17 protein-coding genes and 1 pseudogene are annotated in these 23,821 nt (G+C 66.7%); 15 read left to right on the top strand and 3 right to left on the bottom strand.

Annotation, left to right across the window (positions count from 1 at the left end):
- The first annotated feature begins 136 nt into the window (after positions 1–136).
- The 3 genes and pseudogenes from ACFOLC_RS02615 (at position 137) to ACFOLC_RS02605 (ending at position 3,222) form a co-directional block, all read left to right on the top strand.
- Positions 137–947: pseudogene (locus ACFOLC_RS02615) on the top strand (NUDIX hydrolase).
- Positions 944–1,795, top strand: coding sequence for a sulfurtransferase (locus ACFOLC_RS02610; protein ID WP_386757233.1), 852 nt, complete (start codon positions 944–946; stop codon positions 1,793–1,795). Before ACFOLC_RS02615 ends, ACFOLC_RS02610 begins: the two are co-directional and overlap by 4 nt.
- Before the next feature lie 74 nt (positions 1,796–1,869).
- Positions 1,870–3,222: a substrate-binding domain-containing protein gene (locus ACFOLC_RS02605; protein WP_386757231.1), complete on the top strand. Its 1,353-nt coding sequence runs from the start codon at positions 1,870–1,872 to the stop codon at positions 3,220–3,222.
- A 6-nt stretch (positions 3,223–3,228) separates the two neighbouring features.
- On the opposite strand, the gene ACFOLC_RS02600 is transcribed toward ACFOLC_RS02605, so the two are convergent.
- The gene (locus ACFOLC_RS02600) at positions 3,229–4,002 is read right to left on the bottom strand and encodes an enoyl-CoA hydratase/isomerase family protein (protein ID WP_386757949.1); all 774 of its coding nucleotides are present in this window, start codon (positions 4,000–4,002) and stop codon (positions 3,229–3,231) included.
- 11 nt (positions 4,003–4,013) lie between these two features.
- Positions 4,014–5,573: a DUF4139 domain-containing protein gene (locus ACFOLC_RS02595; protein WP_386757229.1), complete on the bottom strand. Its 1,560-nt coding sequence runs from the start codon at positions 5,571–5,573 to the stop codon at positions 4,014–4,016.
- A 38-nt stretch (positions 5,574–5,611) separates the two neighbouring features.
- Between ACFOLC_RS02595 and ACFOLC_RS02590 the strand changes: the two genes are divergently transcribed.
- The 12 genes from ACFOLC_RS02590 to ACFOLC_RS02535 all read left to right on the top strand — a co-directional run bounded on the left by ACFOLC_RS02590 (position 5,612) and on the right by ACFOLC_RS02535 (position 22,507).
- The gene (locus tag ACFOLC_RS02590; protein ID WP_386757227.1) at positions 5,612–6,055 is read left to right on the top strand and encodes a copper chaperone PCu(A)C; all 444 of its coding nucleotides are present in this window, start codon (positions 5,612–5,614) and stop codon (positions 6,053–6,055) included.
- Positions 6,056–6,275: 220 nt separating this feature from the next.
- The gene (locus ACFOLC_RS02585; RefSeq protein WP_386757225.1) at positions 6,276–7,028 is read left to right on the top strand and encodes a DUF3348 domain-containing protein; all 753 of its coding nucleotides are present in this window, start codon (positions 6,276–6,278) and stop codon (positions 7,026–7,028) included.
- Positions 7,009–9,105: a DUF802 domain-containing protein gene (locus ACFOLC_RS02580; protein ID WP_386757223.1), complete on the top strand. Its 2,097-nt coding sequence runs from the start codon at positions 7,009–7,011 to the stop codon at positions 9,103–9,105. The genes ACFOLC_RS02585 and ACFOLC_RS02580 overlap by 20 nt, the downstream gene beginning before the upstream one ends.
- Positions 9,102–9,749: an OmpA family protein gene (locus ACFOLC_RS02575; protein ID WP_386757221.1), complete on the top strand. Its 648-nt coding sequence runs from the start codon at positions 9,102–9,104 to the stop codon at positions 9,747–9,749. The genes ACFOLC_RS02580 and ACFOLC_RS02575 overlap by 4 nt, the downstream gene beginning before the upstream one ends.
- Entirely contained in the window at positions 9,739–10,398 is a 660-nt protein-coding gene (locus ACFOLC_RS02570; protein WP_386757219.1) for a DUF2894 domain-containing protein, read from the top strand. The genes ACFOLC_RS02575 and ACFOLC_RS02570 overlap by 11 nt, the downstream gene beginning before the upstream one ends.
- A gap of 581 nt (positions 10,399–10,979) precedes the next feature.
- Positions 10,980–14,147, top strand: a complete 3,168-nt coding sequence (locus ACFOLC_RS02565; RefSeq protein WP_386757217.1) for a TonB-dependent receptor — start codon at positions 10,980–10,982, stop codon at positions 14,145–14,147.
- A 188-nt stretch (positions 14,148–14,335) separates the two neighbouring features.
- Positions 14,336–15,076: a SapC family protein gene (locus ACFOLC_RS02560; protein ID WP_386757215.1), complete on the top strand. Its 741-nt coding sequence runs from the start codon at positions 14,336–14,338 to the stop codon at positions 15,074–15,076.
- Positions 15,077–16,099 carry a cupin-like domain-containing protein gene (locus tag ACFOLC_RS02555; RefSeq protein WP_386757213.1) on the top strand — a complete coding sequence of 341 codons (1,023 nt, stop codon included), beginning with the start codon at positions 15,077–15,079 and terminating at the stop codon, positions 16,097–16,099.
- 19 nt (positions 16,100–16,118) lie between these two features.
- The gene (locus ACFOLC_RS02550) at positions 16,119–17,660 is read left to right on the top strand and encodes a tryptophan halogenase family protein (RefSeq protein WP_386757211.1); all 1,542 of its coding nucleotides are present in this window, start codon (positions 16,119–16,121) and stop codon (positions 17,658–17,660) included.
- 357 nt (positions 17,661–18,017) lie between these two features.
- Positions 18,018–19,562, top strand: coding sequence for a xylulokinase (xylB, locus tag ACFOLC_RS02545; RefSeq protein ID WP_386757209.1), 1,545 nt, complete (start codon positions 18,018–18,020; stop codon positions 19,560–19,562).
- 56 nt (positions 19,563–19,618) lie between these two features.
- Entirely contained in the window at positions 19,619–20,959 is a 1,341-nt protein-coding gene (xylA, locus tag ACFOLC_RS02540) for a xylose isomerase (RefSeq protein WP_386757207.1), read from the top strand.
- A gap of 111 nt (positions 20,960–21,070) precedes the next feature.
- Positions 21,071–22,507 carry a sugar porter family MFS transporter gene (locus ACFOLC_RS02535; RefSeq protein WP_386757206.1) on the top strand — a complete coding sequence of 479 codons (1,437 nt, stop codon included), beginning with the start codon at positions 21,071–21,073 and terminating at the stop codon, positions 22,505–22,507.
- Between the two features lie 90 nt (positions 22,508–22,597).
- Here the strand turns inward: ACFOLC_RS02535 and ACFOLC_RS02530 are convergent, their stop codons facing one another.
- The gene (locus ACFOLC_RS02530; RefSeq protein WP_386757204.1) at positions 22,598–23,665 is read right to left on the bottom strand and encodes a LacI family DNA-binding transcriptional regulator; all 1,068 of its coding nucleotides are present in this window, start codon (positions 23,663–23,665) and stop codon (positions 22,598–22,600) included.
- Positions 23,666–23,821: the final 156 nt, after the last annotated feature.

Below are 23,821 nucleotides of genomic sequence, written 5' to 3'. Positions count from 1 at the left end.
CCGCGGATCGCAGATCCAGTGACTTCAGTCTCTGACATCCAGTTGGGCCGGCCATGCCGGCTCAACTTTTTTGTGGGATCGCCGCCGGCGCGCCGGTTGAATCCTCCGGCCATCCCGATTTACGGTTACCCCGCAGATGAATACCCTTTTCCGCGCCGTGCTCAGTCCCTGCATCGGCGTGTGCAGCCTGGACGATGACGGCCTGTGCCAGGGCTGTCACCGCACCTCGGCCGAGATCGCGCGCTGGTCGCAGATGAACGACGACGAACGCCTGCGGCTGATGGAAACCGTGCTGCCCGAACGCGAGTCGCGCCGGCCGTAACCCCATGATCCCGCTCCTGCCCGATGCGCCGAACCTGGTCGCCGCGCTGCACCCGCTGGCGGCACCGCCGGACGGGCCGGGCTGGAATCTTGTCGAACTCAAGGACCTGATCCCCAGCGAGGCTGCCTCTGCGCCGGCGGCGGTGCTGGTCGGCCTGGTGCCGCGCGCTGCGGGCACGCAGGTGTTGCTGACCCGCCGCACCGACGGGCTGCGCCATCACGGCGGCCAGGTCAGTTTTCCCGGCGGCCGCATCGAGGCCGACGATGCCGATGCGGTGGCCGCGGCGATCCGCGAGGCTGGGGAGGAGATCGGCCTGGTACCGGTCCAGATCACGCCGTTGGGCTTTCTCGATCCGCTGATCACCATCACCGGGTTTCGTGTGCAACCGGTGGTGGCGCTGCTGGCGCAGGACTATGTCGCCCGTCCCGATCCGGGCGAAGTCGCCGACGTGTTCGAGGTGCCGCTGGCCTTTCTGCTTGATCCAGCCAACCTCGCCACGCACCAGCTCGACTACCGGGGCCGACCGCGGCAGGTGCTGGAATACCGCTACCCGGCGCAACGCATCTGGGGTGCGACCGCGTCTATGCTGCTCAACCTGCGGCAACGACTGGAGGCGATCCGATGACATCCTGGACCACGTTGGTATCGGCGGAGGAGTTGGCCGCTGCGCTCGGTCGCGACGATCTGGTCGTGGTCGACACGCGCGTCCTGCTCAGCGATCGCGACGCAAGCGAAGCGGCCTACCGCGAGGCGCACATCCCGGGCGCGCGTTATGCGCATCTGGAGCGTGACCTGTCCGACATGCACAAGCCTGGCGCCGGCCGCCACCCGTGGCCGGAGGCCTCGGACTTCACCGCGGCACTGTCGCGTTGGGGCATCGGTCCCGGGCACCAGGTCGTTGCCTACGATGCCGGCGATGGTGCCCTGGCGGCTGCGCGATTGTGGTTTCTGCTACGCGCGCTTGGGCACGAGCGCGCCGCCGTGCTTGACGGCGGCTGGGCGCGTTGGTGCGCGTTGGGCCTGCCGGTCGACGATGCCGTGCCGACGCCGCAGCCGGTGCCGTACGCCGGCGCGTTCGATCCGCAGAGGTTGCTCGACGCGCCGGCCGTGCAGACGCACCTGGAGCAAGGCGGCGTGCTGATCGATGTGCGCGCCGCCGAGCGCTTCCGTGGCGAGGTCGAACCGCTCGATCGTGTCGCCGGTCACGTGCCTGGGGCGCGCAACCGTCCGTATGCGCTGAGCATGCGCGACGGTCGCTTCAAGCCGGCTGACGAGCTCGCGGTCGAGTTCCGCGCGGCACTGGCCGGCCACTCCCCGGACGAGGTCGTGGTGATGTGCGGCTCCGGTGTCACCGCCTGCCACACGCTGCTGGCGATGGAGCACGCGGGCCTGCGCGGCGCGCGCCTGTTCACCGGTTCGTGGAGTGGCTGGATCGCCGACCCGGCGCGACCGGTCGCGCTGCGCGACGCGTGATTCGCATCACACCGTAATCTCTTCGTCATCGTTGCCCTCGATCCTTGCGCGGTTTCGCACAGGGGGAGTGCGCGATGTCACGCGCCGCAGTGTGGTTGCAGCATCTGTTTGTCGTTCTATTGCTGTTTTCTGTCGGCCCGCCGGTGCATGCGCAGGGCGATGTCGAGCGGGTACGCATCCACGGCTCACACACACTGGGCGCCCACCTGGTGCCGGCGGTTGCCGAGGCCTGGCTGCGCGACATCGGTTACGAGGACATCCGGCGGGTGCATCGGCAGCCGGCGTTGACCGAGGTCCACGCCAGCCGCGACGGCCTGCCGCTGATCGTCGAGATCGACGGCAGCAGTTCCGCGCAGGGGTTTGCCGACCTGGTCGCCGGCGACGCCCAGATCGCGATGATGACGCGGCGGCCCACTGCCGCCGAACTCGATGAAGGCTGGCAACTCGGCGACCTGTCGTCGCACGACCAGGAGTTCGTGCTGGCGCTGGACGGCGTCGCGGTCGTGGTCAACCGCGACAACCCGGTCGCGCAGCTGAGCCTGGCGCAGCTGCGCCGGCTTTTTTCCGGCGCGGCGCGCGACTGGCGTGACGTCGCGGGCCCTCCCGGCAGGGTGCGCCTGCATCTTGCGGCCGGCGCCAACTCCGCGCGCGACCTGATCGACGAGCGGGTGATGCAGGGCGCGCGCTACGCGCAGGCGCAGGTGCATGCCGATGCGACCGCCCTGCTAAGGGCCGTGGCAGCCGATCCCGCAGCGATCGGTTTCGTCAGCCTGCGCCAGGGATGGGGCGCAGGCGTGCGGCCCGCGGCGATCGCCGAAGGCGGCGCAGCGATCGCGCCGACGCGGCTGGGTGTGCAGAGCGAGGATTACCCGCTGGCGCGGCGTTTGTACCTGTACGGCAGCCAGATGATGGGGGCATTGAGCCGCAGCTTCGCGCTCTATGCGATGAGTCGGCCAGGGCAGGAGGCGGTCACCCGCGCCGGCCACCTCGCGGTGACGTTGTGCCCGGGCTACCGGCCGCCAAGTCTGATCGGTCCCGGCGAGTACCGCGAGCTGGTGCGCGATGCCACGCGGCTGCCGCTGAGCCTGCGCTTCAACTTCAACGGCAACAACGACAGCGGCATTGCCAGCAGCGTCTATGACAGCCGTGCCGTGCGCGATATCGAACGCCTCGCGGCGTTCATGCGCCTGCCGATCAACCGCGGGCGGCGACTGCTGGTGATCGGCTTCGCCGATGTCGGCGTCGGCTCGCCGGCGGCGGCGATGATGATGAGCAACGACCGCGCCGACCTCGTCGCGCACGAACTGATGGCGCTGGGCATCGAGGTGCAGCACGCGCGCGGCATGGGCGCACTGCTGCCGCTGATGCAGCCTTCCAGTGGCGAGGGCCGTTATCGCAACGAACGTGTCGAGCTGTGGTTGCTGTAGCGGGCGTTACTTGCCCAGTCGCGCCACCAGTGCCTGTAAAGCAGTCTGCGCGGCCGGTGCATACCAGGCCTCGATGAAACGATCGAGCTGGATGTGCTCCGGCTGCAATGCCACCGCCAGATCCGCGCGCGCGATCGCGCGGGTCTGCAACATGGCCTGCCGCGGCAGCGCCAGCAATTGCGCCAGCCACGCGCGGGCGCGCGACGCGACCTGATCGGCCTCGACCAGCTCGTCGACCAGGCCGATCTGCAGGGCCTGTTCGGCGGCGACCATCTCGCCGGCTACCAGCAGGCGCTCGGCACGGTAATGGCCGACCACGCGTCGCATCAAACGCTGGATGCCTTCCGGCGCGACCAGGCCGACCTGGGTTTCGTTGAGACCGATGCGGTACGGGCGCGCGGCGTCCTCGCTGCGTGCCATCACCCGGTAATCGCAGCACAGCGTGAGCACGCAGCCACCGGCCGGGGCATGGCCGGCGATCGCCGCGACCACTGGCACCGGGCACTGCGCCAACGCCATCGCCGTGTCGAAGAACGCCTCCCACGCTGCCAGCAGCGCGTGGCGGTCGCTGCCGAGCGAAAGCAGGTGCGGCACGTCGAGGCCGGCGGAGAACACCTTCGGCCCGCCACTGAGCACGATGCCCTGCGCGCCTTGCGCGACTGCGGCATGCAGCGCGCCACGCAGTTCGGTGCACAGGGCCGGGTCGAGCGCATTGACCGGCGCACGCGCGAGTTTGAGTTCGGCGATGGTGTCGAAGGTATGGGTTTCCACCAAGCTCATTTCGGTCGGGCTCATGGGTTCACGTCCTGGGTCCAGCGGTAGCGCACGGTGTAGGTGAGGGTGGTTTCGCCGTTGGCCGGCACCGGCACCTCGAATTCGGCGTGGCGGGCATCCTTCTTCTTGCCGGGCACGCTGCTGGTGACGATGTCCCAGTCGCTCCAGCGCGGCAACGGTTCGATCACGCGGACGGTGGCGTTGACCTTCTTGGCGTTCTTCAAGGTCACCGCGAACGACTCGGTGATGGTGCGGCCGGCGCGATCGAGGCGGAAGCCGGTGCTCTCGCGCTTGGCAGTCAGGTCGAAGGGCTTGCCGACTTGCAGGCGGATTTCGCCAGCGGTGGCGGTGTGCGGCAGTCGCGACTCGCCGAGGAAGTCGCCGCCGTCGAACACGCGCACGCGGCCTGCCGGCAACGGCTGGCCGAGGCCGGCGTCCCGGGTGTTCTGCACCGACACGGTGGCCGTCACCGGCAACGGGCCGGTCTGGCCACGGTAGTCGGGTTCAAGCAGCGGTCGCGGCGGTTGCCAATCGGGTCCGCCGGCGTCGACCACGTAGGCGCGCTCGCAGGCGATCGCCGTGCGCGGCGCGAACAGCGGCACGCGCTCGGTGCTGCCGTGGGCGAGGCGCACCGGCTTGGGCAGGTCGTAGGCGTGGTATTCGCCGGCGCTGCGTTCGCTCGGCAGGTCCGGTGGCGGTGGGGCCGGTGCGGCTGCGGCGTCGGCGGCCATCATCATGCGGCTGCCGGTGACCTGGATGCGGTCACGGTTCGGCTCACCGGCGACCAGGCTCACCTTGGCTTGCTCGAACGTCACGCCGGAACGATTCGCCACCAGCGCGGCGCCATCGAGCGCCAGCTGGCAGCCGTCGCCCTTGGTCAGCGTGGCCAGGTACTCGGCGCGCCAGGCCATGCCACCCATCGGGTAGGCCAGCAGGAAGTCGGCATCGCCACGCCGATCGGCGCGCACGTTCCACTGCAGCGACGCATGTTTGGGCAGCAGTTCGTCGCTGTCGGCGAGGCTGAAGCTGTCGTAGTTGCGGATCACCTTGACGCGGCTGTCGTCCAGCGCCAGCGTGAGGCCGTCGTTGGCCGAGAGCAGGGTGCCGGTGTCGGTCTGCTTGGCGCCGCCGGCGGTGTGCTCGACCGTGGCCTTGCGGCCGATCGCCTGCGCCAGCACGTCGCGGGTGCCCGACAGCGCGGCAACGTAGCGCTGGCCTTCGATCACCACGCCCGCCGTCTGCGCACGCAGGGTCGCGGCTTCGACGTCCATCGACGGCGGCACGCTGTCTGCGGAGATCGCATTGCTGCCGGCCTTTAGCGCGTAACGCAGGCTGCGCTCGACCAACGCATGGCCGGGCATGCCGGCATGCGGGGGCGCGGTGGTGGCGAGGGCTTCGTAATCGCCGCTGTAGATCGTCAGCCGAGTGCCATTTGGCGCGGCATCGACGTCCTGGCCATCGCCTTCGTCGGCAGTCGGCGCGGGCCGGGCCTGGTCGGCAACGGGTTCGGGTGCGCCGGTTTGCGTGCAGGCGGCGAGCGTGCAGGCGAGGGCGAGCAGCGAGAGCGGATGTTTCATCGGCGACTCCATCGTCACATGACGGGTATCATAGGCCGATGAACGCATCACGCATCCGAACGGGGTTGCTGCTCCTGTTGTCCGCGCTGTCGGCAAGCGTTGGTGCGCGCGAATGCGCACCGAGCATCCAGGACGGCTGGGTGCGGATGCCGCCCGCCGCGATGCCGATGATGGCCGGCTTCGGCCGCATCGAGAACCCCTGCCCGAGCCCGATCACCATCGTCGGCGTGAGCAGCCCGGCCTTTGCCGATACCTCGCTGCACGAAACCCGTATCGTTGATGGCGTGAGCCGGATGCGGGCGTTGCCGGAGCTGCGCATCGCCCCCGACAGCACCGCCACGCTCAAGCCCGGCGGCATGCACCTGATGCTGATGCAGCCGCACGCGCCGTTGCAGCCGGGCAGCAAGGTCGCGGTCGAATTCGCGCTGAAGGACGGCGGCAAGCTGTTCGGCGAATTCGTGGTGCGCAAGTCGGGCGAGTAAACAGCCCGACGAGGGTCCAGGTCCCGCAGACGCCTTCCGGTGGCGACGTGGCCGCTGTCACGGTCGATCCACGCCATCACCACGACGCCGTTGTCGTCCACGACAACGCAATGATGCAGCGGGCACGAGTGAGGGTTTGGCACCCGTCGGCCGCTGATCACAGGCAGCAATCGCCATCGATTCACGTGTAAAATGGGCGATTATTTAGCCAGTCGTAACAGTGGAAGCATCTCAACGGGCGCCGGTCCGCGGCCCGACATTCATCCGCCTACTCGCCCGCCTGTCGGACACCAGCGTTCCCCCGCCCAGGCAGTCGCTGTCGGATCGGCTGAGCCAATGGATCGACTGGGCCCATGCTGTTGCGTTGTCCACGGCATTGGATGGCAGGCCGGCGGCGGCTCACGACGAGCAAGCTCTGGATAGCACGCAGAACGAGTGCGCCCGTGTGCGTGCCTTGCTGGCCAATGCCATCGTCGGGGATCGCGCTTTCTCCGCGCCAGCGCAGCGCGGATCGGCAAACGCCGGCGGTACGGGCGCGGAAGAGGCACCCGATTACCCGTTCTTTCGTCAGCGCTATCTCGCCCTGCAGCAGGCGATGGAAGCCAATATCGACCAGTTGCGCGGCCGTCTGCGGGAAAAACTGGCTCACAGGTCGCTCGACCTGGCTCGGCTGGCAGCGGTGGACGCGGCCATGGAGCGGGCGTTGAGCCGGCGTGAGCGGACGCTGTTGTCGACCGTGCCCGTGTTGCTTGCAGGCCATTACGAACGCTTGCGTCAGGACGCGCAGACGACGTCGGCGGACGCGCTTGGCGACACGTCGACGGCGGCGTCCGACGCATGGCTGGGCGTGTTTCGCAAGGACATGCAGCACGTGCTACTCGCCGAACTGGATGTTCGCCTACAACCTGCCGAGGGGCTGATTGCAGCCCTCGGCGCCAGCCCGATGGGGTCCCGTGTTCAGAAATCTGCTTAATCCCGCTGTCTTTCTTGCAGGCTTGGGGGTCGTGCTGTGGGTCGGCGTCGGTTATGTCGGTTCCAATCCGCTGGCCCTGTCGGTCGTGCTGTTGATTGGCGTCTGTTATTGGTCGGGCGGGTTCGAATTGCACCGCTATCGGCAGGCCACGATCACGCTCGAGCGCGCGATCGACGCCCTGACCGCGCCGCCGTCCAACCTGGGTGACTGGCTCGACCGTCTGGATCCGTCGCTGCGCAATCCGGTGCGCTTGCGCGTCGAGGGCGAGCGCGTGGCGCTGCCGGCGCCGGCATTGACATCGTATCTGGTGGGCCTGCTGGTGCTGCTGGGCATGCTGGGCACGCTGCTGGGCATGATGACGACCCTGCGCGGCACCGGCATGGCGCTGGAGAGTGCCACGGATATTCAGGCCATTCGCGAGTCGCTCGCCGCACCGGTCAAGGGGCTGGGGTTTGCATTCGGTACCTCGATCGCGGGCGTGACCGCCTCGGCGATGCTCGGGCTGTTGTCCGCGCTGTGCCGACGTGAGCGGCTGCAGGAGGTGCAGCGGCTGGACGTGGCCATCGCGACGACGTTGCGCGTCCATTCACAGACCCATCAGCGCGAAGAAGCGTTCAAGCTTCTGCAGCGGCAGAGCGGGGTCATGCCCGCGCTGGTGGATCGTCTGCAGACGATGATGGTGGCCATCGAGCAACAAAGCCTGGCCGCAAGCGAACGACAGTTGGCCAGCCAGGATGCGTTCCACGGCAAGACCGAGGCCATCTATTCGCGACTGGCTGCGTCCGTGGAGCAGTCGCTCAAGGACAGCATCGCCGGAGGCGCGCACGCTGCCGGCGCGGCATTGCAACCGGTAGTGGAAGCGACGATGGCGTCCCTCGCGCGCGAGGCGGCATCGGTGCATGAAACCGTCATCAAGGCCGTGCAGCAGCAGGTGGATGGCCTGTCGGCTGGATTCAGTACGACGACCACGACCGTGGCGGACATCTGGAGCCAGGCACTGGTGGAGCACCGACAGTCCAACGAGGCGATCGTCCAGAACCTGAGCCATGCGCTGGCGGGTTTCAGCGCGACATTCGAGCAGCGGTCGGCGGGTTTTCTGGAGGAAGTGTCCGCGCGTTTCGTTGCCTCGACGCAGCTTGCAGCAAACGCGTGGGACGTTGCGCTGTCGCGACAGGAGATTGCCAGCGAGGACCTGGCCACCCGCAACCAGCAGGCATTGACTGCGGTTGCGAACAGCTTCGACGAGCGCGCAACGGCGTTGGTCCACGCCCTGAACCAGTCGCATGCGGACCTGCAGACGGTGCTGGAATCGCGCGATCAGCAGCGCCTGGCGACCTGGATGGAGACGTTCGGTGCAATGACCGCGGCATTGAACAATCACTGGCAGCAAGCGGGTGAGCACGCCGCGAGCCGGCAGCAGGACATTTGCGACGCGCTCGCGCGGACCGCGCAGGACATCTCGGCGCAGACGCAGGCGCACGCGAGGGCTACCATCGCCGAGATTTCGCGTCTGGTGCAAACCGCGTCCGAAGCGCCCAAGGCAGCGGCTGATGTCATCGCCGAACTGCGCCAGAAGCTCTCCGACAGCATGGTTCGCGATACCGCCATGCTGGAAGAGCGCGGTCGCCTGTTGGCCACGCTGGAAACACTTCTTGATGCCGTGAACCACGCTTCGACCGAACAACGGGCGGCCGTCGATGCCCTGGTCAGCACATCGGCAGATCTGCTGGATCGTGTCGGCACCCGCTTCACCGAACAGGTCGAGGCCGAAAGCGGAAAGCTCGGTACCGCCGCAGCCCAGATCAGCGCTGGCGCGATCGAAGTGGCGAGCCTGGGAGATGCGTTCGGAGCGGCCGTAGGGCAGTTCGGAGATTCGAATCAGATGCTGGTCGCGCGCCTGCAGAGCATCGAAACCGCGCTGGACAAATCGCTCTCGCGCAGCGACGAACAGTTGGCGTACTACGTCGCCCAGGCCAGGGAGGTCATCGACCTGAGCATGCTCGCGCAGAAGCAGATCGTCGAGGACATGCAACAGCTTTCCGGCCAGCAGGCTTCTGCCGGAACACGAGCAGCATGAGTGTGGAGATCGACGTCGACACCGAGTCGACGGCGTCGGTCTGGGCCGCGTTCGGTGACCTGATGTCGGTGCTGCTCGGCGCGTTCGTGCTGATCCTGGTCGGCGTGATCGGCGTGCAGATGCAGCTGTCCAGCCGACTGGACGAGGAGGTCAAGCAGCGCCGGATCGAAGCGCAGCGCCGCAGTGCGCTGGAGCAGGCGTTGGCCGTGCCGCTGGCGGAAGGCCGGGTGACGCTGGTCAACGGTCGCATCGGCATTCGCGGCAGCGTGCTGTTCGCGTTGAGCTCCGACCAGTTGCAACCCGAAGGGCGTGACCTGCTGAAGAGCCTGGCGACGCCGCTTTCCAACTACCTCAAGGATCGCAACGAGATCCTGATGATCAGTGGCTTCACCGACGACCAGTTGGTGCGCGGCGGCAGTCGCCAGTTCGCCGACAACTGGGAACTGTCGGCCAAGCGCGCGTTGACCGTGACCCGCGCATTGATCGCCGACGGCGTGCCTGCATCATCGGTTTTCGCGGCGGCGTTTGGTTCACAGCAGCCGGTGAGCTCGAATGCCGACGAGGACGGGCGGGCCCGGAATCGCCGGGTGGAAATCGCCCCCATACCAAAGTCGAAAGCCACCGCGGCATCCCATGAACGATAGCGGGGCTGGCGTTCGCGCAATGCTGGATGCGTGGCGTGACCAGGGCGCTGATCGTTTCGACCCGATTCGCTTCCAGATCATCGTGGCACTCGAGCGCCGCGTGGCCGGAGTGGACGGTGAGACGCGGCGCCTGCTCGACGGCAGGCTGTTCGAGTTGATCGGGGCCTATGCCGAGGCGCTCGAAAAGGTCGCATTTCAACCCGCCACCGCAAGCAACGTCACGCCAGGTGCATGCGTCCAGGGAGCCGTGGGGCTGCTGGTCGATCGGCTCGCCCGGCAGGCGGCAACGCGCGATGGCGCATTCGCGGCGGAGCGCACTGCATCCGGGACCGCTTTCCCGGAGATGGCGGCACTCGACGAGTTCAGGAAGATCTGGTCACGCATACGCACCGAGAGTCAGTTGCAGCAGCAATCTCTGGAGCAGATCCCTGAGGACGCAGGTCCCCTCAATTCAGCGCGCCTAGTGCATCGCTCGCTCACCCTGATGCGCGACCTGGCGCCAGGGTATCTGCAGCAGTTCCTGTCGTACGTCGATACCTTGGCCCTCCTGGAACAGATGACCGACAACGGCGTTCTGTCGGCCGAGGAAGTTCCACGCATCGCCGGCAACGGTAAACGCGTCCGGAGCAAAACGCGGCGTCGGGACTGAAACCCGGCCGGCCGGAAGACAGGGCAGTAAAACCTCTCCCAAAACTGTCGGTTGCCGCGATGGGGGCGAAGCGGCTCAGCACGCGCGATGTGCTGTGGCGATTCATTGCTCGCCACCGCGGCGGTGAAACAGTGCCTCCGAATCGAGCCGAGTTGAACGGGTCAAGACCCTGATCTGTTTCATTTGAGACCAAATGTTGCGTCGCAAGATGACAGATTTGGCAAAGAGTGATTAATCTGAATTTAACAGTGGTAGCGCTACCACTTTGTTGGTACGTCAGGAAGCATGCGCGGGGCGCGCTGTTTGCCGCCGTACAGGTCCTGATGCCTCTAAGGGCAAAGCCTCGAAGGGGAGAGCCAAGCCAACACCAATGCAGTACGGGCGGTTCCTTTAACGCCTTGTCTCGAAGTGAGCAGGTACGACCTGCTGGTGCCCTAGGGAGGGCAATCCATCCATCGATTGAAGTAGAGGGCAGACCACATGATCTGGTTTCTGTGCCACGCAGTGAGTACGTCCCGAGCGGAGGCGACAGCCGCGCCGCACACCCTCAATGGTGCTTCTTCGTACAAGGGGGGCTGGTGATGAGCAAAAGACTCAAGCAGTTCAAGTCCAGGGCGATGTTCACCTTTGTCGGTGGGGTGCTGGTCATCAACCCCGCATTCGCACAGGATCCGCAGGCCGCGCAGGCCACCACGGCGCAGGTGAGCCAGTCCCAGGCCACCGACGAGGCCACCACGCTCGACTCGGTTGTCGTCACCGGCCTGCGCAACAGCCTCAACCAGTCGATGGAACTCAAGCGCGAGGCCGCTGGCGTCGTCGATGCGATCAGCTCCGAGGACATCGGCAAATTTCCCGACACCAATCTGGCCGAATCGCTGCAGCGCATCACCGGCATCTCGATCGAGCGCCGCGATGGCGAGGGCGCGCAGATCACCGCGCGCGGCTTTGGCCCACAGTTCAACCTGGTGACCCTCAACGGCCGCCAGATTCCCGGTGCGGACGCGTTCGGCGCGCCCGGCCAAGTGCCGATCGGTGGCGTCGACGGCGGCACGCGCGCGTTCAACTTCGCGCAGCTCGCTTCGGAATCCATCGACACGCTGGTGGTCTACAAGACCGGCCGGGCCAGCGTGCCCAGCGGTGGCATCGGCGCCACCATCGACATCCAGACCGACCGCCCGCTCAACCACCAGGGCCTCGTCGCCACGGCGGGCGCCAAGGCGGTGTACGACGAGTCGCAGCCGTTCGACAACGACATCACCCCGGAAGTCTCCGGCATCTTCAGCTACACCAACGACGACAAGACCTGGGGCGTCGGCCTGTCGGCCAGCTACCAGAAGCGCCATGGCGGTTCGGTGCAGTCGACCGAGAATGCCTGGAACATCCAGCGCTGGACCGGCACCGATCCGGCGCTGCGCGCAGACGCGACGGTGGTCAACGCACCGGGCATCGGCCAGCTGTACGGCCTGCCCAACGACCTGCGCTATGCCTTCGCCGATTTCGAGCGTGAGCGCCTCAATGGCCAGGCGGTGCTGCAGTTCGCGCCGACCGACAGCCTGACCATGACGCTGGACTACACCTATTCCAGCAACGAGATCTCCGAGAACCGCGGCGAGCAGACCATCTGGCTGCAACGCGCCAACAGCTTCACGCACCTTGAGTTCGACACCAACGAAGCGGTGGCTACCCCGGTCTACCTGCGTGACATCGTGGGCACCAAGGACTTCGGCTACGAGCAGCAGCGCAACGAGCAGGAATACAAGCTCGGCTCGCTCGGCTTCAACGCCAAGTGGGATGTCACCGACCGCTTCCGCTTGTCGTTCGACGGCCACAGCACGACCTCCAAGAGCCTGCCCAACGACCCGGTCACCGGTGGCGGCTCGACGTACTTCAGCATCGCGGGCACCAATAACTGCACCGTGGGGCCGTACTGCGGTGGCAACTGGGCGCAGGAGCTGCGGTTCAACGAGGGCCTGCCGATCGGCGCGCGCACCTGGTACCCGAACTCCGCCTCCGCCATCGCCAACACGGGCGGCACGGTCAACCCGGACTTCCCGGCGGAACAGATCGGCTCGCAGGTGCTACGCATCAATTACCAGCGCCAGGAAACCGAGATCAAGCAGGGGCGCGTCGACGGCGAATACAACTTCGACGAGGGCCGCCTGCAGTTCGGCCTGGACTCCTCGCGCATGGAAATGACGCGCAAGCAGGCCACCGAGGCCTACTCGACGCTGGGCGACTGGGGCGTGGCCAACACCGGCAACGAACCGGGGCTGGCTGCACTGCTGAGGCCGACGGACATCGTCGGAATGTTCGACGACTACAGCGCCAACGGCGCGGCAACCGGCGCCTGGCGCGGCGATGCCACGCAGGGCGCGCTGTGGGCGGGCGACTTCTACGGTGCGGCCACCCGCTACAACCCGCAGCTGGCCGCGGACAACCGCATCGAGGAGGACACCGATGCCGTCTACGGCCAGATCGAACTGGACGGCACGCTGGGCGGCATGACCACCAACACCCGCATCGGTGTGCGCTACGAGAAGACCTACCTGACCTCGACCACGCAGGTGGCTACGCCCAGCGCGATCCAGTGGCAGGCGAACAACGACTTCCGCGTTCTGCGTTCGGACGACCAGCAGCCCTTCAGCGAAACGCACAGCTACAACTACGTGCTGCCGAACCTGGATTTCAGTATCAACTTCACCGATGAGATCAAGGGCCGCGCGTCCTTCAGCCAGACCATCGCGCGCGCGCCCTACGGCAACCTGTATGCGGGTCCAACCGCCAACCAGCCGACCGGTTCGATCCTGGTCAACCCGTCCACGCGCGCCGATGGCGATGCGCAGAACCCGTCGCTGGATCCGCTGGAGTCGGACAACCTGGACCTGGCGGTGGAGTGGTACTTCGCCGACGCCAGTTACGTCTCGCTGACGTTCTGGAACAAGAAGGTGGCCAACTTCATCGGCACGTCCGTGGTGCGCGAGTCGCTGTACGGCCTGACCGACCCGACCTCGGGCCCGGACGCGCAGGCGGCGCTGGCCTTCCTGCAGAGTGCGACGTGCGTGTCGCAGGTAGGCGCCGCCGGCAACGACATCGACGCCGCCTGCTCGGCCAACGACACGGCCCTGTTCGCCGCGCTGGCGATGCTGCGCAATGCCGAGACCGGTGGCCTGGCCGCGTACAACGGCAGTTCGGCGCAGGTGCTGGCGATGGAGAACGCCTACGACCTGGTCGGCGAGTCGGACGACCCGCTGTACATGTTCGATGTCGAGCGTCCGGTCAACCAGGACCAAGCCAACCTGCACGGCTGGGAAATGGGAGGCCAGTACTTCTTCGGTGAAACCGGTTTTGGCATCTTCGCCAACTACACGCTGGTCGATGGCGACGTCGGCTTCGACAACACGGTCATCGATCGCGACCAGTTCGCGTTGCTGGGCCTGAGCGATACCGCCAACGTGATGTTCATGTACGAGAAGCACGGATGGTCGGCGCGCCTGGCCTGGAACTGGCGTGACGAGTACCTGATCGCGGCCAACCAGAACGGTTCCAACCGCAATCCGTTCTACGTCGAGGAATACCAGCAGTGGGACCTGGGCGTGAACTACACGCTCAACGACCATTGGCAGTTCGGCTTCGAGGCCCTCAACCTCACCGGCGAGGACGTGCGCTGGCACGGCCGCTCCGAGAAGCAGATCATCCGGCTGGTCGACCAGAGCCCACGTTACACGCTGGGCGTTCGCTACAAGTTCTAAGGTGCAGCACCTGTCCTGGAACGTCGCACGGAACGGGGCCGCTGCAACCGCAGCGGTCCCGCCTTTCCATGGGGCCGTTCGCGTTGCTGGCGGCTTTGCGCCGGTCCGTGATCGACAACGTGCCGGGAGTCTTGCCGCCGCGTCGCGACAAGCGCATAAGATCACGCAAGCCCATTGCGCGTAACGCCATGTCCCGATACGAACTGCTCAACAACATCGCCCACAAGGGGCTGCGCGTCACCACCGGTTTTGGCCGGCAGTTCGGTGACGAGGTCGGCATGGTGGTGGCGTTCCCGACCGAGTTCGCGGAGCTGCAGCGCGAGTACCCGATCTTCTTCCGCAAGGACGGCGAGCGCGGCGAGTGGCAGGCGGTGGCGCTGCTGGGGTTCGACCGGACCGAAAACCTCTTCCTGCAGGACGGACGCTGGAATGCCACCTACCTGCCCGGTGCGGTCGCCAAGGGGCCGTTCCTGATCGGCTTCCAGGAGCAGCGCATCGACGGCGAGCTGCGCCGCGAACCGGTCATCCATGTCGACGTGGAGCACCCGCGCGTCGGCTTCGACACGGGCGAGCCGGTATTTCTCGAGCACGGCGGCAACAGTGCCTACCTGGAACACATCGCTGGCGTGCTGCGTGGCATACGCGACGGCGTCGAAGGCGGTCGCGCGATGTTCGCCGCGTTTGATGCGCTCGGGCTCATCCAGCCGGTCAGCCTGGAACTGCAACTGGACCAGCAACACCGCGTGAGTCTCGCCGGGTTGCACGGCATTGACCGCGAACGCCTCACCGCGCTGGATTCCGCATCGCTGCACGATTTGCACCGTGCCGGTTACCTGGAAGGCGCCTATCTGGTGTTGGCATCGCTGCACAACCTGCGCCGGTTGATGGCGGAGAAGCAGCGCCGCCTGCGGCTGGCCGAGGGCGGTTGAGTGGCCGACGTCGCCACGCGCATCCGTGAGATCGAAGGCGTTGGACCCGGTGCATTGCCACTGGATGAACTGCTCGCCAGCGGCCAGCCGGCCGTGTTGCGCGGCGTCGCGCGCGACTGGGGACTGGTGCAGGCGGGCTCGCCTTCGATGCAGGCTGCGATGGATTATCTCCAACGCTTCTACAACGGCCAACCGGTGACCTACTCCTGGGGTGCGCCGGACATCGCGGGACGGCCGTTCTACACCGACGATTACAGCGACCTCAATTTCGAGGTGAAACGCGGCGGGCTGGATCAGGTTCTCGGCGATATCGCTGTGCACGCCGACGATGCGCGACCGCCGACCTATTACGTCGCCTCGTTGCCGATCGACAGCCGTCTACCCGGCCTGCGCGAAGCGAATGACCTGGGTCTGGGGGGGCAGGGCATCGACGCGCCGCCGAGCATCTGGATCGGCAACCGCGTGACGGCGTCATGCCATTACGACGCCTTGAACAACATCGCCTGCTGCGCAGTCGGCCGCCGCCGCTTCACCCTGTTTCCACCAGAACAGATCGACAACCTCTATCCCGGACCGCTGGAGCCCACGCCGGGCGGGCAGGCGGTGAGCGTGGTGGACTTCGATGCGCCGGACCTCGAGCGTCATCCGCGCTTTCGCCATGCGTTGGCCGCGGGGCAGAGCGCGGTGCTGGAGCCTGGCGACGCCATCTTCATCCCGAGCCTGTGGTGGCACCACGTGCAAGGGCTGGAAGCATTCAACGTGCTGGTGAACTACTGGTGGAGCAGCGTGCCGGCGTACCTGCCCACACCGATGCACGCGCTGTACCACGCGCTGTGGACGATCCGCGACCGGCCCGAGCGCGAGAAGCAGGCATGGCGCGAGGTGTTCGATTACTACGTGTTCGGACCGGGGCCGCGCGCCGGCGACCATCTGCCGGAAGCCGCGCGCAACGTGCTCGGGCCGGTCGACGAGACGATGGCGCGGCAATTGCGGGCGATGCTGATCGGCAAGCTAAATCGTTGAACCGGGCGTTGCGGCGTCCATGACAGGCGAGGGGAATACGGTGGACAAAGGCGGAATTCGCAAGGTAGTGATCGCCGGTGGCGGCACGGCAGGTTGGCTGGCGGCCATCGCGCTGACGCACCAGTTCCGCGACCGGCTCGACGTGGTCCTGGTCGAATCAGAGCAGATCGGTACGGTCGGTGTGGGCGAGTCGACCGTTCCGCCAATCCGCAACTTCCATCGCTTCGTGCAGATCGACGAGCAGGAGTTCCTGCGCGAGGTCGCTGGCACCTTCAAGCTGTCGATCTCGTTCGAGAACTGGCGCCGGCACGGCGAGCGCTACATCCATCCGTTTGGCATCACCGGGCAAAGCACGCTGGTGTGTGGCTTCCACCACTTCTGGCTGGATAGCCTGCGCCGCGGGATGCCGTCGGAGCTTGGCGACTACTGCCTGGAAACCGTGGCCTCACGCGGCGACCGCTTCGCGCTGCTGCAACAGCCGCAGGTCAACTACGCCTACCACCTCGACGCCGGCCTGTATGCGCGATTCCTGCGCAGGAAGGCCGAGGGCTACGGCCTCAGGCGCATCGAAGGCAAGATCCACGAGGTCAGGCAGAACGCCGGCTCGGGCAACGTCGAAGCGCTGGTGCTGGAAGACGGCCAGGTAATCGAGGGCGATCTGTTCATCGATTGCACCGGATTCCGCGGCCTGCTGATCGAGCAGACGCTCCGCACCGGCTACGAGGACTGGAACCAGTGGCTGCCCTGCGATCGCGCGGTGGCGGTGCAGACTGAAGCGATTGGATCGCCGGCGCCGTACACGCGCGCAATCGCGCACGAAGCCGGTTGGCGCTGGCACATCGCGTTGCAACACCGAGTGGGCTGCGGGCTGGTGTTCTCCAGTCGCCACATGTCCGACGACGAGGCGCGCGCCAAGCTGCTGCACGATGTCGGCGCGGCGCCCATTCGCGAGCCGTGGCTGGTGCCATTCCGCACCGGTCGCCGTGTGCAGGCCTGGAACAAGAACGTGGTGTCGTTGGGCCTGGCCAGCGGCTTCATCGAGCCGCTGGAATCGACCAGTCTGCACCTGAGCATGACCGCGATCGTGCGCCTGATCGAATTGTTCCCCTTCGACGGGATCCCGCCGTCGCTGGTCGAGCTGTACAACGAGACCAGCCGCAGTGAGATGGAGCACGTACGCGACTTCATCATCCTGCACTACCACGCCAACCAGCGCGACGAGCCGATGTGGGTGCAATGCCGCGAGATGGAATTGCCCGACTCGCTGGCGATCCGCCTGCGCGCATGGCGCGAGCGTGCGCACGCATGGCAGGGCGCCAACGAACTGTTCCGGGTGGACTCGTGGACGCACGTGATGCTGGGGCAGGGCCTCGTGCCACAGCAGCATCATCCGTTGGCGGCCACGCTGGGCGACGAGGACATATGCAAACTGTTGGCGGGGATACGCAAACCCATCGACGAAGCGGTTGCGCGCATGCCGTTGCAACAGGAGTTCATCGACAAGTACTGCAAGGCCGCGCCCGCGGTATGGGGGCGGCGGCCTGCAACGATGCCAGCGTAGTCAGGTGTGGTGGCGCCGCGCGCAGTGCGCGGGCGCCATTGAACCCGAATGCAGAAAGGGGGGCGCGGCAAGCGGGCGCAGCTTCAATCGGATCGGCAGCGGTGTGCCGGTGCCACCGTCGGGCATCTGCCAGACGATGGGTCGGGACGCTGCCGAGGGTGTGGGCCGGGGTGCGTCGTGGTCATGCCCAAGCCATTGTTTTGGTGGACTTTCCGCACTGCACAAAGGATTTTTTCGCAGCACTGGTACAGTTCGCTATCGACCGGGATACCGACTTGCAGCCATGACTCAGCCCAGCGCTGTTTTTTTTAACGACAAAAATGGTAGCGCTAACTTTTTTCTGGGAGAGTGCCGCGCATGAGCCTGTTCATCGGCCTCGACGTCGGCACGCAGAGCGTCAAGCTGGTCGCCTACGACCCGCAGGCCAGGCGCGTGGTCGCCACCCACGGCCATGCGCTGGAACTGATCGCTGGCAACGACGGCTCGCGCGAGCAACAGGCGCAGTGGTGGATCGAAGCGATCGGCATCTGCTTCGCGCGACTGGACGATGAGCAGCGTGCGCGCGTGGCGGCGATCGGCGTGTCCGGGCAGCAGCACGGTTTCGTACCGGTGGACGCCAACGGCCAGGTGCTGGCGCCCGCCAAGCTGTGGTGCGACACCAGCACCAGCGCCGAATGCGACGAAATCATGCAGTCGGTCGGCGGCGTCGCGCGCAGCATCGCGCTGGCCGGCAACCCGATCCTGGCCGGCTACACCGCTTCGAAACTGCCATGGACGCGCAAGCATCGGCCCGACGTCTACGCGCGGATGGCGAAGATCCTGCTGCCGCACGACTACGTGAATTACTGGCTGACCGGTGAGTACTGGATGGAGCACGGCGACGCCTCCGGCACCGGCTGGCTGGACGTGCGCACGCGTCGCTGGTCGCCGGAGTTGCTGGCCGCACTCGACGCCGACCGTGACCTGTCGCAATGCCTTCCACCGCTGGTCGAGGCCGATGCCAGCTTCGTGATCACGCAGGCCACCGCCGATGCGCTGGGCCTGCCTCGTGACGTTCGCGTGGCGGCCGGCGGTGGCGACAACATGATGGCGGCGATCGGCACCGGCAACGTCGAGGCCGGTGTGCTGAGCATGAGCCTGGGTACCTCCGGCACGCTGTTCGCGCACGCGGATCGGCCGGTCGTCGACGCCGACGGCGGCTGGGCGGCGTTCTGTTCCTCGACCGGCGGCTGGCTGCCGCTGATCTGCACGATGAACTGCACCGTCGCCACCGAAGCCGTGGCGCGCCTGTTCGGCTTCCACAGCCGCGATGGCGACGCGGTGATGGCCGAGACCCGGCCGGGCGCCGACGGGCTGGTGATGCTGCCGTTCTTCAACGGCGAGCGCACGCCGGATTTGCCGCTGGCGCGCGCTGGACTGCACGGCATGGACCTGCACAACCTCACGCGCGGCAATCTGTACCGCGCCGCGATGGAAGGCGCCACCTTCAGCCTGCGCAACGGCTACGACGCGTTGCAGGCCGCGGGCATGCGGTTCGACTCGATCCGCCTCACCGGCGGTGGCTCGCACAGCGCGGCCTGGCGGCAGATGGTGGCCGATGTGTTCGACCTGCCCGTGGAAGTGCCCGAGCAGGCCGAAGGCGCGGCCTTCGGCGCCGCGCTGCAGGCCTTGTGGGCGCATGCCCACGCCAGCGGCCAGGCCCGGGACATCGTCGACATTGCGTGCGAGCACGTGCGTGTGAACCCGGCTCTGTCGGCGCAGCCCGAGCGCGAAGCCGTTGCGGCCTATCGCTCGCATTACGGCGTGTTCCTGCGCCACCTGCGGGCGGCCGTGCAGTTCAACGCCAACCCCTCTCCCACTGCCCCCGCGAGGGCCTTGCCCGTTACGGAAACGTCCGGCTGACGCCGAACCCCGGCGACGGGATTTTTATTCGATCCTCCACCAGTGATACCGACACCATGACCATTCCCTACATCGGCGCCCAGGAATACTTCCCCGGCATCGGCCGCATCCCGTTCGAGGGACGTGATTCCGACAACCCGCTGGCCTTCAAGGTCTACGACGCCAACAAGAAGATCGGCGACAAGACCATGGCCGAGCACCTGCGCTTCGCGGTGTGCTACTGGCACAGCTTCTGCAACGCCGGCCACGATCCGTTCGGCCCGGGCACGCGCAATTACCCGTGGGACGCCGCCGGCGTACCGCTGGCGCGTGCCGAGGCCAAGCTCGACGCCGCGTTCGAATTCTTCACCAAGCTCGGCGTGCCGTACTACTGCTTCCACGATATCGACATGGCACCGGATGCCGACGATATCGGCGAGTATGAGAACAACCTCAAGCACCTGGTCGCGCTGGCCAAGCAGCGCCAGCAGGCCACCGGCGTCAAGCTATTGTGGGGCACCGCCAACCTCTTCAGCCATCCGCGTTACATGAACGGTGCCTCGACCAATCCGGATTTTGCGGTGGTCGCGCGCGCGGCGGTGCAGGTCAAGGCGGCGCTGGACGCCACCGTCGAACTGGGCGGCGAGAACTACGTGTTCTGGGGCGGCCGCGAGGGTTACGCCTGCCTGCACAACACCGACATGAAGCGCGAGCTGGAGCACTTCGCGCGCTTCCTGACCATGGCGCGTGATTACGGCCGCAGCATCGGCTTCAACGGCGTGTTCCTGATCGAGCCCAAGCCGATGGAGCCGATGAAGCACCAGTACGACTTCGACTCGGCCACCGTCGCCGGTTTCCTGCAAAAGCACGGACTGGACCGGGACTTCAAGCTCAACATCGAGGCCAACCACGCCACGTTGTCGGGCCACACCTTCGAACACGACCTGCAGGTCGCCTCCGATCACGGCCTGCTCGGTAGCATCGACGCTAACCGTGGCAATGCCCAGAACGGCTGGGACACCGACCAGTTCCCGACCGACCTGTACGACACCGTCGGCGCGATGCTGGTGGTGCTGCGCCAGGGGGGGCTGGCCCCGGGCGGGCTCAACTTCGACGCCAAGGTGCGGCGCGAGTCGACCGATGCGCAGGACCTGTTCATGGCTCACATCGGCGGCATGGACGCGTTCGCACGCGGTCTGGAAGTGGCGCACGCACTGCTCAACGCCTCGCCGTGGGAGCAGTGGCGCGCGCAGCGCTACGCCAGCTTCGACAGCGGTGCCGGCCAGGACTTCGCGAACGGCCAGCTGGGCCTGGCCGACCTGCATGCACTGGCGGTCAAGAGCGGCGAGCCGGTGAAGCTGAGCGGCCACCAGGAGCAGTACGAGAACCTGCTCAACCAGTATCTGTTGCGCCGGTAAACGCGGCATCGTTGCAGGAACAATGGGTGCTCCGCGACGCGGGGCGCCCGTCACAGGTAAGGGGGCCGCGCGCTGCGCGGTGAGGCTTGGGACCAACAGCGGAGTAGGGGAATGAACAGCACCATGCTCGACAATGCCGGCATTGCCAATGGCAACAGTGCGGAGAACACACGCTTCATCGTCCTGATCAGCTGCGTGGCGACCATCGGCGGTTTCCTGTTCGGCTTCGACAGCGGTGTCATCAACGGCACCGTCGACGGCCTCAAGCAGACCTTCCAGTCCAGTTCCGCCGGCATCGGTTTCGAGGTCGCCTCGATGCTGCTCGGTTGCGCGGCCGGCGCGTTCTTTGCCGGCCGCCTGGCCGACCGCTGGGGACGGCGCGCGGTGCTGATCATCGCCGCGGCGCTGTTCCTGTTGTCCGCGCTCGGTGCGGGCGCGGCGCACAGCTCGCTGGTGTTCGTGGTGGCGCGCGTGCTCGGTGGCTTCGCCGTCGGCGCGGCCAGCGTGATGTCGCCGGCCTACATCGCCGAGGTCGCGCCAGCGCGCTATCGCGGCCGGCTGGCGACGGTGCAGCAGATCGCGATCATCGGCGGCCTGTTCTGCGCGTTCCTCAGCAACTACCTGCTGGCCAAGGCCGCGGGCGCATCGACCGACCCGTTGTGGCTTGGCCAGGCGGCCTGGCGCTGGATGTTCTGGATGCAGGCGCTGCCGTCGCTGGCGTTCCTGCTGCTGCTGCTGTTCATTCCCGAAAGTCCGCGCTACCTGGTGGTGAAGGGCCGCAAGGCCGACGCGCTGGCCGTGCTCACGCGCCTGTACGGCAGCACGCAGGCCGAGGCCACGCTGGGCGAGATCGGAGCGTCGCTGTCGCAGGACCATCGTCCGCGTCTGTCCGACCTGGTCAACAAGGCCACCGGCAAGATCCGTCCCATCGTGTGGATCGGCATTGGCCTGGCCACGTTCCAGCAGCTGGTGGGCATCAATGTCGTGTTTTATTACGGCGCGGTGCTGTGGCAGGCAGTGGGTTTCTCCGAGAACGACGCACTGCTGATCAACGTGCTGTCGGGTGCGCTGAGCATTGGCGCCTGCCTGGTGACGGTGGTGCTGATCGACCGCATCGGCCGCAAGCCGCTGCTGTGGGTCGGTTCGGTGGGCATGGCGGCGTCGCTGGCCCTGGTCACCATCGCCTTTGCCAGCGCTTCGCTCGACGGCAACGGCAAGCTGGTGCTGTCCGATGCGATGGGCACAGTGGCGCTGGTGGCCGCCAACGTTTACGTGATCTTCTTCAACATGTCCTGGGGCCCGGTGATGTGGGTCATGCTGGGCGAGATGTTCCCCAACCAGATCCGCGGTTCCGGACTGGCGGTGGCCGGTGCGGCGCAGTGGACGTCCAATTTCCTCATCACGGTGACCTTCCCGATCCTGCTGGCCGGCATCGGCCTGGCCGGCGCCTACGGCATCTATACGGTGGCCGCGATCATCTCGGTGTTCTTCGTGGCCAAGTACGTCTACGAGACCAAGGGCATTGCCCTGGAGCGGATGGAAGGCTGAGGCGGGGCATCAATGGACCGCGTGATGATGACGATGCGCGATGGCAGCCGGCCAGCCAATGCTGGCCCGGCGCTTTCGACTGATGCCGCGCTAGCTGGTGGACACGCGCTTGGGCGGCGCGACCGAATCGCGCGAGATCAGCTTGTGCGCGACCACGTGGTCGGCGAGCATGCGTGCGCTGCGGTCCTTGCGGCGGATGTCGCGCAGCAGCACGTCGATGGCCGAGTCGGCCATCGACGCGATCGGCTGCTGGATGGTGGTCAGTTCCGGCCACACGGTGGTCGCGGCGGACGTGTCGTCGAAACCGACCACCGACAGATCGCGCGGCACGTCCAGGCCGCGTCGGTGCGCGACGGACACCACGGCCGCGGCCATGTCGTCGTTGCTGGCGAAGATCGCGGTCGGCGGACGGCGGTGACTGAGCAGTTTCTCGGCCGCTTCCAGGCCGGACCGGTAACTGAAGTAGCCCTGCTGTACCAGCGCAGTATCGAGGGCGATGCCGGCCGCGTTCAATGCGGCCTGGAACCCTTCGAAGCGGCGCGCGCTCGCGGTCTGGTTGGGGTGGCCCTTGATGTAGCCGATGCGGGTATGGCCAAGCGCGATCAGATGCTCGGTGATTTCCTGGCTGGCGCGAAAGTCGTCGATGCGCACGCAGGAGATTTCCTGGTTGAAGCGCGCCGAAGCGATCGCCACCACCGGGATGCCACCACTGATCAGTTCGGCCACCACGGCCTTGGATTCGCACAGCGGCGGTGGCAGGATCGCCCCTGCCACGCTCTTGGTGAGCGCGCGTGCGGCACTGCGCTGCGCCTCGGCGTTGAGGTTTTCCCAGGTGTCGATCACCAGCTGCGTTGCCGTCCGCGCCGCACCGTGCAGGGCGCCCACCAGCAGCTCGCGCAGGTAGGCGGAACTGGGGTTGGTGTAGATCAGTGCGATGCGCGTGTTCTGCGCGGTGGCCAGCGCACTGGCGGCCAGATTGGGTGTGTAGCCCAGTTCGCGCACGGCGCGCATCACCCGCTCGCGGGTCGCGTCGCGGACCTTGCCCTGGCCATTGACCACACGCGAGACGGTCATCGGCGACACGTTCGCCAGCGCGGCCACTTCATCAATGGTGACGGCGTGTCCCTTGCGGCGGATCGATTTCTTCGGCTTTTCCAACGTCGTTCCTTCGGGCGTTTGGTCGGCGGGGCACCGCAGCGGTGGATCGACCGGGCCAGTCCCGCAACCACCCTGATCCAGGAATAGGCATGACAGCAACCCACATGGTATCGGCAGTGCCCGGTATCGGCGACTTTGCAGCGGCAGCGGCCAAGG

The sequence above is a fragment of the Lysobacter cavernae genome (assembly GCF_042648505.1).
Taxonomy (GTDB): domain Bacteria; phylum Pseudomonadota; class Gammaproteobacteria; order Xanthomonadales; family Xanthomonadaceae; genus Lysobacter_L; species Lysobacter_L cavernae.
The sequence above is the reverse complement of the archived record's forward strand: the minus strand, read 5'-3'. Positions and strand labels throughout refer to the sequence as shown.

Bases quoted from the DNA above. Each gene is read 5' to 3' on its own strand.
- ACFOLC_RS02610 (WP_386757233.1), top strand. From the start codon at position 944: ATGACATCCTGGACCACGTTGGTATCGGCGGAGGAGTTGGCCGCTGCG.
- ACFOLC_RS02605 (WP_386757231.1), top strand. From the start codon at position 1,870: ATGTCACGCGCCGCAGTGTGGTTGCAGCATCTGTTTGTCGTTCTATTG.
- ACFOLC_RS02600 (WP_386757949.1), bottom strand. From the start codon at position 4,002: ATGAGCTTGGTGGAAACCCATACCTTCGACACCATCGCCGAACTCAAA.
- ACFOLC_RS02595 (WP_386757229.1), bottom strand. From the start codon at position 5,573: ATGAAACATCCGCTCTCGCTGCTCGCCCTCGCCTGCACGCTCGCCGCC.
- ACFOLC_RS02590 (WP_386757227.1), top strand. From the start codon at position 5,612: ATGAACGCATCACGCATCCGAACGGGGTTGCTGCTCCTGTTGTCCGCG.
- ACFOLC_RS02575 (WP_386757221.1), top strand. From the start codon at position 9,102: ATGAGTGTGGAGATCGACGTCGACACCGAGTCGACGGCGTCGGTCTGG.
- ACFOLC_RS02570 (WP_386757219.1), top strand. From the start codon at position 9,739: ATGAACGATAGCGGGGCTGGCGTTCGCGCAATGCTGGATGCGTGGCGT.
- ACFOLC_RS02565 (WP_386757217.1), top strand. From the start codon at position 10,980: ATGAGCAAAAGACTCAAGCAGTTCAAGTCCAGGGCGATGTTCACCTTT.
- ACFOLC_RS02560 (WP_386757215.1), top strand. From the start codon at position 14,336: ATGTCCCGATACGAACTGCTCAACAACATCGCCCACAAGGGGCTGCGC.
- ACFOLC_RS02550 (WP_386757211.1), top strand. From the start codon at position 16,119: ATGACAGGCGAGGGGAATACGGTGGACAAAGGCGGAATTCGCAAGGTA.
- xylB (WP_386757209.1), top strand. From the start codon at position 18,018: ATGAGCCTGTTCATCGGCCTCGACGTCGGCACGCAGAGCGTCAAGCTG.
- xylA (WP_386757207.1), top strand. From the start codon at position 19,619: ATGACCATTCCCTACATCGGCGCCCAGGAATACTTCCCCGGCATCGGC.
- ACFOLC_RS02535 (WP_386757206.1), top strand. From the start codon at position 21,071: ATGAACAGCACCATGCTCGACAATGCCGGCATTGCCAATGGCAACAGT.